At 61.4% G+C, this 13,547-nt stretch carries 16 protein-coding genes; 6 read left to right on the top strand and 10 right to left on the bottom strand.

Annotation, left to right across the window (positions count from 1 at the left end; genetic code table 11):
• Positions 1 to 42: 42 nt before the first annotated feature.
• The 5 genes from AB4Y81_RS00505 to AB4Y81_RS00485 all read right to left on the bottom strand — a co-directional run bounded on the left by AB4Y81_RS00505 (position 43) and on the right by AB4Y81_RS00485 (position 4,034).
• The gene (locus AB4Y81_RS00505; RefSeq protein ID WP_441994828.1) at positions 43 to 1,143 is read right to left on the bottom strand and encodes a lipoate--protein ligase family protein; all 1,101 of its coding nucleotides are present in this window, start codon (positions 1,141 to 1,143) and stop codon (positions 43 to 45) included.
• Between the two features lie 86 nt (positions 1,144 to 1,229).
• Positions 1,230 to 1,487, bottom strand: a complete 258-nt coding sequence (locus tag AB4Y81_RS00500; RefSeq protein WP_017200906.1) for a type B 50S ribosomal protein L31 — start codon at positions 1,485 to 1,487, stop codon at positions 1,230 to 1,232.
• A gap of 141 nt (positions 1,488 to 1,628) precedes the next feature.
• Positions 1,629 to 2,438, bottom strand: a complete 810-nt coding sequence (locus AB4Y81_RS00495; RefSeq protein ID WP_039241262.1) for a TrmH family RNA methyltransferase — start codon at positions 2,436 to 2,438, stop codon at positions 1,629 to 1,631.
• 7 nt (positions 2,439 to 2,445) lie between these two features.
• Positions 2,446 to 3,231, bottom strand: a complete 786-nt coding sequence (locus AB4Y81_RS00490) for a sulfite exporter TauE/SafE family protein (RefSeq protein ID WP_018777598.1) — start codon at positions 3,229 to 3,231, stop codon at positions 2,446 to 2,448.
• 17 nt (positions 3,232 to 3,248) lie between these two features.
• On the bottom strand, positions 3,249 to 4,034 hold the full coding sequence (locus AB4Y81_RS00485) for an ABC transporter ATP-binding protein (RefSeq protein ID WP_039241258.1): 786 nt from the start codon (positions 4,032 to 4,034) through the stop codon (positions 3,249 to 3,251).
• 110 nt (positions 4,035 to 4,144) lie between these two features.
• Here AB4Y81_RS00485 and serB point away from each other — a divergent pair, with 110 nt between their 5' ends.
• Complete coding sequence (gene serB, locus AB4Y81_RS00480; protein ID WP_055975746.1) at positions 4,145 to 5,038, top strand: phosphoserine phosphatase SerB; 894 nt, start codon at positions 4,145 to 4,147, stop codon at positions 5,036 to 5,038.
• A gap of 67 nt (positions 5,039 to 5,105) precedes the next feature.
• Here the strand turns inward: serB and AB4Y81_RS00475 are convergent, their stop codons facing one another.
• The gene (locus tag AB4Y81_RS00475) at positions 5,106 to 5,312 is read right to left on the bottom strand and encodes a hypothetical protein (protein ID WP_156369819.1); all 207 of its coding nucleotides are present in this window, start codon (positions 5,310 to 5,312) and stop codon (positions 5,106 to 5,108) included.
• Between the two features lie 301 nt (positions 5,313 to 5,613).
• Between AB4Y81_RS00475 and AB4Y81_RS00470 the strand changes: the two genes are divergently transcribed.
• A complete protein-coding gene (locus AB4Y81_RS00470; RefSeq protein WP_018777594.1) occupies positions 5,614 to 5,982 on the top strand; it encodes a hypothetical protein in 369 nt (122 codons plus the stop codon).
• A gap of 65 nt (positions 5,983 to 6,047) precedes the next feature.
• Here AB4Y81_RS00470 and AB4Y81_RS00465 read toward each other — a convergent pair whose 3' ends face one another.
• The 3 genes from AB4Y81_RS00465 to AB4Y81_RS00455 all read right to left on the bottom strand — a co-directional run bounded on the left by AB4Y81_RS00465 (position 6,048) and on the right by AB4Y81_RS00455 (position 9,442).
• Positions 6,048 to 7,577, bottom strand: coding sequence for an ATP-binding cassette domain-containing protein (locus AB4Y81_RS00465; RefSeq protein ID WP_441994826.1), 1,530 nt, complete (start codon positions 7,575 to 7,577; stop codon positions 6,048 to 6,050).
• Between the two features lie 270 nt (positions 7,578 to 7,847).
• Positions 7,848 to 8,600 carry an SDR family oxidoreductase gene (locus tag AB4Y81_RS00460; protein ID WP_018777592.1) on the bottom strand — a complete coding sequence of 251 codons (753 nt, stop codon included), beginning with the start codon at positions 8,598 to 8,600 and terminating at the stop codon, positions 7,848 to 7,850.
• Between the two features lie 116 nt (positions 8,601 to 8,716).
• Positions 8,717 to 9,442 (bottom strand): beta-ketoacyl-ACP reductase, encoded by a 726-nt coding sequence (locus tag AB4Y81_RS00455; RefSeq protein WP_039241251.1) that lies wholly within the window; start codon positions 9,440 to 9,442, stop codon positions 8,717 to 8,719.
• 153 nt (positions 9,443 to 9,595) lie between these two features.
• Here AB4Y81_RS00455 and AB4Y81_RS00450 point away from each other — a divergent pair, with 153 nt between their 5' ends.
• From AB4Y81_RS00450 to AB4Y81_RS00435, 4 genes are read left to right on the top strand one after another with little or no spacing between them, the layout of a single operon-like run.
• Positions 9,596 to 10,099, top strand: coding sequence for a DUF3099 domain-containing protein (locus AB4Y81_RS00450; RefSeq protein WP_064722130.1), 504 nt, complete (start codon positions 9,596 to 9,598; stop codon positions 10,097 to 10,099).
• Positions 10,096 to 10,368 (top strand): hypothetical protein, encoded by a 273-nt coding sequence (locus AB4Y81_RS00445; protein WP_039241248.1) that lies wholly within the window; start codon positions 10,096 to 10,098, stop codon positions 10,366 to 10,368. Before AB4Y81_RS00450 ends, AB4Y81_RS00445 begins: the two co-directional genes overlap by 4 nt.
• Complete coding sequence (locus tag AB4Y81_RS00440; RefSeq protein ID WP_275779386.1) at positions 10,369 to 11,235, top strand: SURF1 family cytochrome oxidase biogenesis protein; 867 nt, start codon at positions 10,369 to 10,371, stop codon at positions 11,233 to 11,235.
• Positions 11,219 to 11,704: a YbaK/EbsC family protein gene (locus AB4Y81_RS00435; RefSeq protein WP_055975727.1), complete on the top strand. Its 486-nt coding sequence runs from the start codon at positions 11,219 to 11,221 to the stop codon at positions 11,702 to 11,704. Before AB4Y81_RS00440 ends, AB4Y81_RS00435 begins: the two co-directional genes overlap by 17 nt.
• A 28-nt stretch (positions 11,705 to 11,732) precedes the next feature.
• On the opposite strand, the gene AB4Y81_RS00430 is transcribed toward AB4Y81_RS00435, so the two are convergent.
• The gene (locus tag AB4Y81_RS00430) at positions 11,733 to 13,331 is read right to left on the bottom strand and encodes an ABC-F family ATP-binding cassette domain-containing protein (RefSeq protein ID WP_018777586.1); all 1,599 of its coding nucleotides are present in this window, start codon (positions 13,329 to 13,331) and stop codon (positions 11,733 to 11,735) included.
• Positions 13,332 to 13,547 lie beyond the last annotated feature (216 nt).

The following is a 13,547-nucleotide window of genomic DNA, read 5'->3' as shown; positions in this document are numbered from 1 at the left end:
CAGTATCCAGAACCCGGCAGTTTCCAACTCCGGTCATGATGGTCAGGGAACCCGCTTCAGCCATTCACTGGTACCGAACTTGGAGTCCACGCGTTTCCTGGCTTCTGCGAGCTCTGCTTCAGTGAGCACGGACTCTGAGGCACCGTATCGCTCGGTAAAGACATCCTGCATGGCCTGCAGGATTGCGGCCCGCGCCATGCCGGTCTGGCGACGCAAGGGGTCCACGCGTTTCTTGGCGCTGCGGGTGCCCTTGTCCGAAAGCTTCTCCTTGCCGATCCGCAGCACTTCGACCATTTTGTCGGCGTCGATGTCGTAGCTCATGGTGACGTGATGGAGCATGCCGCCGTTGGCAAGCCGCTTCTGGGCGGCTCCGCCGATCTTGCCCTGGTCCGTTGCGATGTCATTGAGGGGCACATAAAAAGCGGTGATTCCCAGCTTCTCGAGTGCTGCCATGACCCAGGCATCCAGGAACGCGTATGAGTCGGCGAAGCTGATGCCGTCCACCAGGGTCTGTGGCAGGTACAGGGAATACGTGATGCAGTTGCCGGCCTCCATGAACATGGCTCCGCCGCCGCTGATCCGGCGGACCACGGTGATGCCGTGGCGGGCAACGCCCTCAGGATCAACCTCGTTCTTGACCGATTGGAAGCTGCCGATGACTACTGATGGCTCCTCCCAGTCCCAGAACCTTAGCGTGGGATTACGCAACCCGGCGCCGACTTCTTCGGTCAGTACTTCGTCCAGTGCGACGTTCACATGGGTCGGGAGAACTGACGGCGGGATGACGTCCCACTGGTGGTCGTCCCAGCTGGTGGCTTTGGACAATGCGCGTCGGACTGTAATGGCCACAGCCTCTGCGGAGAAACCGAACAGCGCTGCGCCGGCGGGCAATCCGGCGCTGACCGCCGCGGCAATATCTGCTGCTGTTGAGTTCCCGGGAAGTCCTGTCAGTGCCCCATTGATGTCCTGCAGGGCTTCATCGGGTTCGAGGAAGAAGTCGCCGCTCAGCGAAACGTTGGCAAACAGGCCGTCCACCACATCCAGGTCCACAACCACCAGTTTGCCGCCGGGAACTTTATATTCGCCGTGAAGGCGGGTCCCGGCGTCGTCGTTATCGGTTTCAGGTGTCGGCTGGGAAGTCATGGTTTCCATCTTGCCGGAAAACGCAAAAGCCCGCATTGCCGGAGAATCCGGTAATGCGGGCTTTTGAAAGCCTTGGGGTGAAGTGGTTACTTCTTGCCGCCGAAGCCCTTGAAGCGGGCGTTGAAGCGCTCGACGCGGCCAGCGGAGTCCATGATGCGCTGCTTGCCCGTGTAGAACGGGTGGGACTCCGAGGAGATTTCGACGTCGATAACCGGGTAGGTGTTTCCGTCTTCCCACTCGATGGTCTTCGAGGAAGACACGGTGGACTTGGTCAGGAACTGCGTACCGGAAGCCAGGTCGTTGAATACAACAGCTTCGTACTTCGGGTGGATATCAGACTTCATAATGGGACCTTTTGTTCACGCAACTGGATTTTGCCAGCTGCCAGGTATGAATGGAGGTGGTCCGTGGACTGCAATGCAACATTCCAGCTTCCGGGCCAACAACCAATCATAGCCGAAACGAACACGCCATACGAACCGGCGTCAGCCCCGCGGACGGAGTTCCCAGAATGCCACGGCGGAGGCAGCCGCCACGTTGAGGGAATCGACGCCGGCGCGCATGGGGATCTTGACGGCGAGGTCGACGGCGGCAAGGGTCTCTGCGCTCATGCCGGCACCTTCGGTTCCCAGCACCAGCGCCAGTTTCGGGAGCTCCCTGGCGGCGAGGTCGTCAAGGTCCAGGGCGTCGTCTGTCAGTTCCATGGCTGCCACGGTGAAGCCCTGTTCCTTGAGGCGGCCCAGGTCCTGTGGCCAGCTCTCCAAACGTGCCCAGGGGACCTGGAAGACCGTGCCCATGCTGACGCGCACGCTGCGGCGGTACAACGGGTCGCCGCACCGTGGCGAGACCAGGACGGCGTCCACCCCCAGTGCAGCCGCCGACCGGAAAATAGCCCCCACATTGGTGTGGTCCACGATGTCTTCGAGCACGGCGACGCGCCTGGCGGATGCCAGGAGCTCCTCCAGCGGGACGGGAGCCGGGCGGTGCATGGCGGCCATGGCTCCCCGGTGGAGGTGGAAGCCCGTGATTTCCTCCAGGAGTGCCGCTTTCCCAATGAATACTGGCACGTCCGGATAGGCCTGGAAGACGTCGGTGAGGTCCTCCAGCCACTTCTCGGCCAGGAAGAAGGAACGCGGCTGGTGGCCGGCGGCCAACGCCCTGCGCAGGACCCTGGATGACTCGGCGATATACATGCCCTCGCGAGGCTCCCGGAGCTTCCGGAGGTGCACATCGGTAAGTGTTGTGTAGTCACTGACGCGTGGATCGTCAGCGGACTCAAGGTAGTGGAATGTCACCCCGGGATCACTTCAGGAGGTTGGCGATCATGAAGCCAAGCGCCACAATACCGAGGGTGAAGATGACGCCGCGCAGCACCTTGGGCGACAACTTCCGGCCAACCTTCGATCCAAGCAGCCCGCCGATCGTGGAGCTGACGGCAATGAGCAGGACGACCCACCAGTTGATTCTGTCGAAGGCGAAGATGAGATAGGAAACAGCGGCAACCATGTTCACCGTCAGGGTGAGGATGTTCTTCATGGCGTTGGCATTTTGCATGGTGCCGGAGAGGAAAACTCCGAGGATCCCCACCAGGAGGATTCCTTGCGCGGCCACAAAGTAACCGCCGTAAACCCCGGCGAGGTAGATCAGGACCACCAGGAGGATGCCGTGGCTCTTGTCCTTGATGGCATGCTCGGGGTTCTGTTCCCTGTTGCGGATCCATGCCTGGAGTTTGGGCTGGAACAGCACCATGAGCAAGGCTGCGACCAGCAGCACAGGTGCCACGTAGCCAAACACCTTTTCCGGCAGGTGGAGGAGCAGCCATGCGCCGGTGATGCCACCCAACAGCGATGCCGGCATCAGCTTGAGCAGCTGCCTGCCGCGGCCGGCCAGTTCGCGGCGGTAACCCCAGGCGCCAGCGGCCGTACCGGCTACGAGACCCATCGCGTTGCTCATGGAAGCGACGACGGGCGCCACACCCAGGGCGATCAGCACGGGGAAGGTCACCAAGGTGCCCGAGCCGACTACTGCGTTGATGGTGCCGGCCCACAAGCCCGCAAAAAAGACCAGGATGCTGCTAAGAATCTCCACGTTTGTCCCGGACCGCCCTAGCGCCGTGCGGTGGCTGTGTAGCGCCCGGCGTTTTCGGAAACGTCCAGCGCCAGGCCAAAGGTGTTGCCGAGGTGCTCGTCAGTGAGGACGTCCTTGATGGGACCGGCAGCCACCACGCCCCCTTCCCGGAGCAGCATGGCGTGGGTGAATCCCGGAGGTACTTCTTCAAGGTGGTGGGTTACCAGGACCATGGCCGGTGCGGCCGGGTCGCTGGCGAGTTCGCCAAGTTTGTGAACCAGCTCTTCGCGGCCGCCAAGATCAAGGCCGGCGGCAGGCTCATCCAGCAAGAGCAGTTCGGGGTCGGTCATCAGGGCGCGGGCGATCTGTACCCTCTTCCGCTCACCTTCAGACAATGTTGCGAAGGTGCGGTTGAGAAGGGGGCCCATCCCCCAGTCGTTCAGGAGGCCAAAGGCGCGCCGTTCGTCGTCGCGCTCATAGCCTTCCCGCCAGCGGCCGGTGACGCCGTACGCTGCAGTGACCACTACGTTCAGGACGTTCTCATGCTCGGGGATCTGGGTAGCCAGCGCTGCGGAGGAGAGTCCGATCCGGGGCCGGAGTTCGAAGACATCGACACGACCCAGGGTTTCGTCGAGGATCCCGGCCTTGCCGCTGCTGGGATGGAGTCGCGCGGCCGCAATCTGGAGAAGAGTCGTCTTGCCCGCGCCGTTCGGGCCAAGGATGACCCAACGTTCGCCTTCGTTGACCTGCCAGTCCACCTTGTCCAGCAGGGTCTTCTTGCCGCGGACAACGCTGACGGAGGCCAATTCCAGAACATCACTCATAGCAGTAGACACTAGGACAAAACTGCACATGACTGATAACTGATGTTTCTGCTCGTATATGAGTCGAAACAGTTTCGGGTGGACGGAGCGCCCTCAGTAGGATTGAAGCCATGACTTCGAACTTGGCTGCGGTCAGCTATGGCGTGAAACTTTCCCCCGATTCGCTTGAGGGCGTGCACAAGGTACTGGCCGACGCAGGCGCAGAAGTGTCAGCGGAATCACACAGCAGCGATGACAGGTTCGGCGTCTTTACGTCTGAATTGAACGTGCGGCTTGATTCCCCCGCCGAGCTGTCCAATCTTCGACGCCGGGTGGCCGAAGCTGCCGTCGAGGGCGCCGATACCGCCCTGGTGCCTGCAAGCCTTCGGCAGGCAGGGCGCAAGCTGCTCATCATGGATGTGGATTCAACGCTCATCCAGCAGGAAGTCATCGAGCTGCTCGCAGCATATGCGGGCAAGCGCGAAGAGGTCGCTGCCGTCACCGAAGCTGCCATGCGGGGTGAATTGGATTTTGCGCAGAGTCTCCATGCCCGTGTGGCCGTGTTGGCGGGCCTGCCGGCCGACGTCGTGAATTCCGTCCGCGACGAGGTACGCCTCAGCTTGGGGGCGGCAGAACTCGTGGCCGCGTTCAAGGCGGCCGGCCACGTGGTGGCTGTTGTTTCCGGTGGCTTCAACCAGATCCTTGGGCCCATCGCAGAAGATCTGGGCCTTGATTACTGGATTGCCAATGAGCTTGAAATCGTCGACGGCGCGTTGACCGGCAAAGTCCTGGGGGCCGTCATCGATCGGGCTGCCAAGGAGAAGTACTTGAGGCAGTGGGCTGCGGCCGAGGGAATCGAGTTGGCGCACACGATCGCTGTCGGTGACGGCGCGAACGACCTCGACATGCTGGGCGCGGCCGGGATCGGTGTGGCATTCAACGCCAAGCCCGCGGTCCGTGCAGTGGCGGACGCCGCGATCAATATGCCCTACCTCGACGCTGTGCGGCACATCGCAAACGTCTGACCCGGCTCTACGGACTTCCCGGTTTTTTCGCGACACGATCGACGCTGCTGTCCCACCTATTGGTGACTCACAGCAACCAGATCCCCAGGAGCGAAAGATGGTTATTCAGCAAACACACGTGGGAGCGTCCGTTGGCATGGCCGGCCTTGACGCGACGATTGTCCAGATCGGCCTCATGGCCATACTCATTCTTGGTGCGGCGATAGCCGCCCTTATCGGGTCCTTCGCCGTGCTTGTCCTGGTGCCGCTGGCGGCAGTCGTGGTTCGGAGGCACCACGGAAGACGCGCACAGCCCTCCCGCGGGCCAGGGACGACGGACGAAACCGTTCCTTTTCGGGGTGTCGGACCCCGGCATGCGAATGTCACAAGAAACACGTGACTCGATTTCGTGACGCAAGAACTCGAATACGTAATTTGATTGTTACCCGCGATGGGTCGAGCGCGGATTATTCACGAAATCTTGGAATCGAGCTGCTTTTTAATCGGCAAATGTGCCTACCCTGTTGGAGGAATCGAGGGCAAATGTCCATCTCCCGTATTCCACTGAAGTCATTACCAAACAGGAAGAATGCAACATGAGCACGCTTGATGAAGCCATAAAGCAACTGCTGTCCATTGAAGGCGCTACTGGCGCGGCCGTCGTCGACTATTCCAGTGGCATGGCACTCGCGCAGGGAGGAAACCCCGGATTCGATCTCGGGGTAGCGGCGGCCGGAAACTCGAATGTGGTGAGCGCAAAGCTGCGCACCATGGCTGACCTCAGCCTGGACGGAGATATCGAAGACATTCTCATCACCCTGGGTGGGCAATACCACCTCATCAACGTCCTGAATTCACGTGACTCCAAGGGATTGTTTGTGTACTTGGTGCTCGATCGTACCTACGCAAACCTCGCCCTGGCCCGTCACAAACTCAACAACGTAGCCAAGGGAATCACCATCTGATCAAGGTCGTCAGCTTGGGGACGGCCGCTTGACCGCGGCCGTCCCTTATCAGTGGCTGTCCCCTGTCAGTGGCCGTCTTCGGACACTGGCTCCAAGCGCTGGCTTTTCACCCTCCGGGCACCACTGTTTGCCGAGGCGACGGCTTTGCCCAGCATGTGGTAGACCAAAACGTCTTCATTGGTGTTGGCGTTTGCCTCGATGGTGACAAGCTCACCATCGCGGACAACTCCTATCCGGTGGCACCAGTTGACCAGTTCCGTGAGATCCGAGGACAGCAGAATGATCGCGACACCTGTCTCCCTCAGTTCGTTGAGCATCTGGTACACAACATCCTTCGCCCCGATGTCGATGCCGCGGCTCGGATGACTCAGGATCAACACGTCACAGCCGCTCGTCATCCATTTGGCGAGGGAGACCTTCTGGCGGTCCCCGCCTGACAGGTTTGTAACAGAACCGTGGATGTTCGTCGTGCTGATGCGCATGCGGCGCACAAGGTCTATCACTCCACGGAGCCCGGCAATCTCGTCCTGCAATCCTGCTTCGACAGAATCCTCACGCAGGCCGGTGGCAATACTGGTTGTTGTTTCCACGTGTCCGGCGTCGTCCGAGAGGTAACCGATCCTGTGCCGCAGGGCGTCCTCAGGACCCTGGATGTCAATGGACTGTCCATGCAGGAAGAGCTCTCCCGAGGTACGGGGCCTCCTACCCACCAATGATTCGAGCAAGTGATAGACACCCGATTGATGGGTTCCGAGCAGTCCGAAAATTTCGCCTTTGCCGACGCTGAAGGTCACGTCCCGGACAGAGGCCCCAACATTGAGGTTCATGACCCGCAGCACCTCGTCGTCGCCGGCCGGCTCCGCAGGCCGCTGGCCGCCCGCCGGTTTGTGCTGCAGCAAGAGGAAAGCCAGTTCATCGGCGTCGGTCCGGCTAGCCTCAACGACTCTGTGGACCCTGCCATCGCGCAACACGGCAATGCGGTGCGCGATTGAATGGACTTCATCGAGGCGGTGGGTGATGTAGATGATCGCCCGCCCTTGGCTGATCAGCATTCGGAGGACCTGGTGCAGGGCGGCGACGTCGTGATCAGGAAGGGAAGCAGCCACTTCATCCATAATGACCAGTTGTGCTTCCTCAGCCACCATCCGCAAGACTTCAACGAGCGTTTGTTCGGCCCGGACCAGGGTGCCCACCTTCGCGTCAGGATCCAGGTCCAAGCCGGCGTCCTTGATGAGTTTCAGGGCGGGACCCCGAAGTCCCGTATGGGGCTTTCCGGATTGGAAGGTGCCCCGGTACACGGCCTCGGCCACTGTCATACCGGGATCGAGGCGGAAGTTCTGCGGAACAATCCCCACGCCACAGGCCTGCGCTTCTTCGCGCGAATCGGGACCGTATTTTTCTCCCGCCAACGTCATGGATCCGGACTCGTGCCTGAGCGATCCCGACAGGACATCCATCAGGGTGGTCTTCCCTGCCCCGTTGGTTCCGATCAGTCCAAGTATCTCGCCTCGATGCAATGAGAAATCGACACCCTTGAGGATGCGGCGCTGGTCATGTGAGGCATGAATACCATCCGCATGCAATAGCAGGTCCACAGAAGCTCCTAATCCGCACTAATGCGTGAACGGCTGTCGAAAGGCCGTAAAGCGCAAAGCATCCAGAAAAGCACTGAAGTTATAAAGGGTCCGGATGCAGTGCTGAGTCAATCAGAAGACCTAACAAATGGCAAAAAAGAATAACAAAACCATCACTGGCAATTCGTGACGCGAGATTTGTCAGAATTTATCAAAATGTCATCATCTAAAAAGCTGCTTAAAAGGAAGCGGCCCGGGGCAAGTCCCGGGCCGCAACGAAAGAAGCCGCAGTTACTCGGCGTTTTTGCTGAAGTAGTCCGCGCCGCCGACATACTCGGTGTGTCCGGATTCGACATCGGCTGTCACCATCTTGGCGACCTCAGCGGCGAACTCTTCCACGGAGTACAACTTGCCCGCTTCTGCGCGGCGGGCCTCGATGGCTCCCGGGTTGGACCGGTCAAGAAGGGTTGCCGTTACGGTCCCCTCGATCATGTCGCCGGAAACCACTACAAGAGAGATGCCCTTGTCTGCGAGGCTGGGCAGCAACGCACGGAGGGCGTCTTCACCAGCGCGCTTGCTCTTGGCCACGGGCTCATACTCAGGCATGGTGGGAACGGTCTCCACGAAGTGAGCCTGGTGACTGGTCACGAAGACCACCCGCGAACCTTCCGGCATGAGGGGCACGGCAGCGTTGAGCATGTTGATCTGTGCGTCGCGGTTCAGTTTGAGCGCGTAGCCCTCTTCCATGCCGCTTTCCATGCCTCCCGAGGCATTGAGCACGAGCACGTCGAGGGAGCCGAACTGCTCCATGGCTGTGCTGGCCAGGGCATGCACGCCTTCGTCGGTGGTGAGGTCTGCGCCAACCGCAGCTGCACGACCGCCGGCCGCCTGGATTTCGGCCACCACCTTGTTGGCGCGGGGTGCCTTCTGGCGGTAATTAACGACGACGGCGGCACCCTCGCCAGCGAGGATCTTGGCAACTTCAGCGCCGATTCCGCGGGAAGACCCCGTGACGATGGCGGTCTTGTTATCCAGCGTTCCCATTCGTGCTCCTTTTGTTCAGTTCATCCAAATTCCGTGGGCTCGGATTCCATCATGCCAGCGGCAACGATGAAATCCGTTGTCGGCCCCGGACAAAAACTACCGTTTGCGGTAGTGGGTCAGTGGCCCATTCCCAAGCCGCCATCGACGGGGATCACCGCGCCCGAGATGTAGGCGGCCTCATCACTGGCCACCCAGCGGACAACGTTGGCCACTTCGGATGCCTCAGCGAAACGCCCGGCCGGGACGTTGGCGAGGTAGGACTTCTGTGTGTCCTCCGGCAGTTCGGCTGTCATATCCGTGTTGATGAACCCGGGTGCCACTACGTTGGCGGTGATGCCACGGCTTCCCAGCTCGCGCGTCAGGGACCGTGCGATACCCACCATTCCGGCTTTGGAAGCGGAGTAGTTGATCTGTCCCGGAGCTCCGTAGAGGCCGGATACGGAGGAGATAAGCACCACACGGCCCTTGCGGAGCCTGATCATGCCCTTGCTGGCGCGCTTGATGACCCGGAATGCTCCCGTCAAGTTGGTGTCGAGAACCGAGGTGAAGTCGTCTTCGCTCATCCGCAGCAGGAGCGTGTCCTTGGTGATGCCTGCGTTCGCCACCAGAACCTCAACCGGCCCGTGCGCCTCTTCGACAACCTTGAACGCCGCATCGATCGAAGCTTCATCAGTGACATCGGCCTTTACGCCCAGGATTCCCTCAGGGAGTTCTGTTTCACTGCGGTAGGTAACAGCCACCTTGTCGCCGTTGGCAAGGAATGATTCCGCGATGGCCAGGCCGATGCCGCGGTTACCGCCAGTGATGAGGACGCTGCGACCGGTGGATACTGCTTCAGACATGCTTTTGCTCCAGGTTCTGCGGTCATCGAATGCCGCGTGAAGAGGGATTTTCCTGTCTCGATCTTATCCGCCGCCTGCAGCAACCCGCGGGTAACCGGCACGCTGCGCGGTTTGGGCGGGCTATGGCCTTGGTGAGAGAATTGGAAGAGGCCTTTGGAGCGTGATGATTCAGCTGTGACACGAGAGAACAGCCCCCTGCAGCAAGTGCCCGGGGAACCGGACGCGGTCTCCAGCGACCCCGAAGTCCACAGCATCACCGATGCCGCTGCCGCGCACTCCGAGGACATGCGCGAACGAATGATCAAGTACGCCGTCGCCATGGGGATCCGCATGGTCTGCATCGTCCTGATTTTCGTCGTTGACGGCTGGTTCAAGATCATTGCCATTGCAGGCGCGGTCTTTCTCCCCTGGATCGCCGTGGTCATAGCCAACGGCAACGACAAAGCCGAGGACCACAGCGATTCACTGCTGGACTATGTGGCAGTTCCGGAACTCGAGCGGTCGGACCTGCCTGACGATGACCAGGATGGCGACGCGCCCACGGTGCTTCAGGGCGAACTGGTGGACGACCCACCGGCCGACGGAGAAGCAGACCCCGGAACGAATGACCACGCAGGAGAAGCCGGCAACCCCGGCGACGGACGGACGGCTTCATGAATATCTTTAATCTTGGCAGCGCAGGCTTGGGCAGCCAGGACTCCGGTCGCGCCACAGCAGCTGCCACATGCTCCCGGAAGGGATGCCGCCAGGATGCCGGGTGGCAGCTCCTGTGGAACAATCCTCGCATCCACACGCCGGAGCGTCGAAAGGTGTGGCTTGCGTGCGATGAGCACCGTGAATGGCTTGAAGACTACTTGCAGACCCGGGGCCTCTGGAAAGAGACGGTGCCGTTTACCGATGATCCGGCAGTGAACGAGGCCCGCTGAATGTACCGTTTCCTCTTCTCCAGCAAGTGGCTGGGGTACTTCGTTTTGGCCGTGATTTTCGCGACTGCCTGTGTGTTTTTGGGGCGCTGGCAGATGGACCGCAGGGCTGAGACGCTCGCCGAAATCAATCGCGTTGTCAGCAACTATTCCGCGACGCCCATCCCCTATTCCGAGATCAAGGACCAGTTCAACGCGCTGGATCCCGAACGGGAATGGACGCAGGTCCAACTCCGCGGCAGCTACGACATCGACGGGCAGCGCGTTGTCCGCAACCGCCCGTTGAACGGCCAGCCAGGCTACGACGTCGTGGTTCCTTTCCGCCTCACCACCGGCGAGGCGGTGGTGATCGACCGCGGTTGGCTGCCGATCGGCAACAACACACCGGGCCGTCCCGACGTCGTTCCGGCGCCTCCCACAGGCGAGGTCACCGTTGTTGCGCGCCTGAAGCCCGCCGAACCGAAGCTTGACCGCGGGGCGGTGGATGGGCAGCTTGCCTCCATTGACCTGGCAAGCTTTGCCACTGAACTTTCCTACCCCATCGCCACCGGAGCCTACGGACAGCTGGCCAGCGAGAACCCTGCCGTGCAGCCCATGCCGACACCGTTCCCCAAACCGGCCACCGAAGAAGGAACCCACCTCTCCTACTCCCTTCAATGGTTCGCCTTTGGAGTCCTGATGTTCATTGGGTTCGGCTACGCCGCGCGCCAACAGGCCCGCAACGCTGCCATCGACGCCGAAGACGAAGAGGACGAGCAGATCATGGCCGCCGGCGGAAGCCCGAAGCGCCGTGCCCCTGCCCCGCGCAAGAACAAGCGGCCCACAGCCGAAGAAGAGGAAGACGCAATCCTGGATGCACAAGGCTACTGAACCGGCTACTGATCCCGTGGACAACGTGCGGTCGGCCCTGATAGCCGCCGGCGCCAAGGACACAGTCCAAGTATTCGATGACGAGGTGCCTACGGCCGCAGCTGCAGCGGCGGTCCTTGGCTGCGAGGTGGCAGCTATTACCAACAGCCTGATATTCGATGTCGATGGCGAACCGCTGCTGATCCTTGCCAGCGGCGCTGCCAAGGTTGACACCGCACTCGTGGCAGATCAGCTTGGGACCGGCAGGATCCGGCGCGCCAAGCCTGCATTCGTGCTGGAGCACACGGGTCAGGAAGTGGGTGGAGTGGCCCCGCTGGGCCACCCCGGCAGGATCCGGACCATCCTGGATGCCTCGCTGGAACAGCACCCCGTCCTCTGGGCCGGCGCCGGCGACCACAACTCCATGTTCTCCATCAGTTATGAAGAACTCCGCAGGATCACGAACGCCGAGGAACTCCTGGTTCGGTAGAGCGATGCATGCGGGGCACCGCCGGCCCTTAGGCCAGGGTGATGAGGTCCAGGTAGTCCTCGTTCCAGTGGTCCTCGACACCGTCCGGGAGCAGCACTACCCGCTCCGGGTTCAAGGCTGACACTGCGCCTTCATCGTGGCTGACCATGACGACGGCGCCGCTGTAGTTCTTCAGCGCACCCAGGATTTCGGCACGGCTGGCAGGGTCAAGGTTGTTCGTGGGCTCGTCAAGGAGCAGCACATTGGCGCTCGAAGCCACAATGGTGGCAAGCGCCAGGCGTGTCTTCTCGCCACCGGAAAGCACTCCCGCGGGCTTGTCGACGTCGTCTCCGGAGAACAGGAACGAACCCAGGATCCCGCGGACCTCAGCGTCCTTCATGTCCGGAGCCGAGGACCTCATGTTTTCCAGCACCGTACGTTCGTGGTCCAGCGTTTCGTGCTCCTGGGCGTAATAACCCACCTTGAGTCCATGGCCCGGGATGATGTCGCCGGTATCAGGCTTGTCGACGCCGGCCAGCATACGCAGGAGGGTGGTCTTGCCGGCACCGTTGAGGCCGAGGATGACCACTTTGGAGCCGCGGTCGATGGCCAGATCCACATCCGTGAAGATTTCCAGGGACCCGTAGGACTTGCTCAGGCCCTCCGCGGTGAGCGGGGTCTTGCCGCACGGTGAAGGATCCGGGAAGCGCAGGGCGGCCACGCGATCGTTTTCACGAACCGCTTCAAGCCCGCCGAGAAGGCGTTCCGCACGTTTGGCCATGTTCTGAGCGGCAACGGCTTTGGTGGCCTTGGCGCGCATCTTGTTTGCCTGGTCGATCAGGACCTGGGCCTTCTTCTCTGCGTTGGCACGCTCGCGCTTACGGGCGCGCTCATCGGTTTCGCGCTGCTGGAGGTAACGCTTCCAGCCCATGTTGTAGTAATCGATCTGGGCGCGGTTGGCGTCCAGATGGTAGACCTTGTTGACCGTAGCCTCAAGCAGCTCCACATCGTGGCTGATCACGATCAAGCCGCCTTGATGGTCTTTCAGGAAGTCCCGCAGCCAGGTGATGGAGTCGGCGTCGAGGTGGTTGGTCGGTTCGTCGAGCAGCAGCGTTTCGGCCGAGGAATACAGGATGCGGGCCAGTTCCACACGGCGGCGCTGGCCACCGGACAGTGTCTTGAGCGGCTGGTTGAGGATGCGCTCCGGAAGGGCCAGGTTCGAGGAAATGGCGGCAGCCTCTGCCTCCGCGGCGTACCCGCCACCGGCCAGGAACTCCGACTCCAAGCGGTCGTACCGGTTCATGGCCTTCCGTTGAATGGACGCGTCTTCGCTGGCCATCTCCTGCTGTGCCTTCTTCAGCTTTCCGACCACCACATCCAGGCCGCGGGCCGAGAGGATACGGTCGCGGGCGAGCTGTTCCATGTCAGGCGTCCGGGGATCCTGGGGCAGGTAGCCGATCTCGCCACTGCGCGTCACCTTGCCGCCCGCGGGAAGGCCCTCCCCTGCCAGGACGCGCGTCAGAGTTGTCTTGCCGGCACCGTTGCGGCCGACCAGCCCGATCTTGTCCCCTTTGTCCACCCTGAAGTTGACCTGGTCCATGAGCAGGCGTGCGCCGGCGCGGAGTTCGAGTTCCTGGACGGTAATCAATTCGGGTGATGCCTTTCAATGGGGAACGCCTGCGGGGGCCGGTGGGCCCGATGAGTGCGGCGGGGTGCGGCCGTGAGAACAGCCTGTTCAAGTCTACCGGCACCCAGGGCACGGACTGACATCCTCTTCCAACAGCGGAAACTGTGCCAACGACCAAAGATTCCCCGAGCACCCTTGTAGGGAGGCTCCAAAATCCACGTCGCCCCGCATCCGTAT

The organism is Paenarthrobacter sp. TAF1 (assembly GCF_052113825.1).
Lineage (GTDB): Bacteria > Actinomycetota > Actinomycetes > Actinomycetales > Micrococcaceae > Arthrobacter > Arthrobacter nicotinovorans.
Note: the sequence above shows the minus strand (reverse complement) of the source record. Positions and strands in the feature narration are given on the sequence as shown.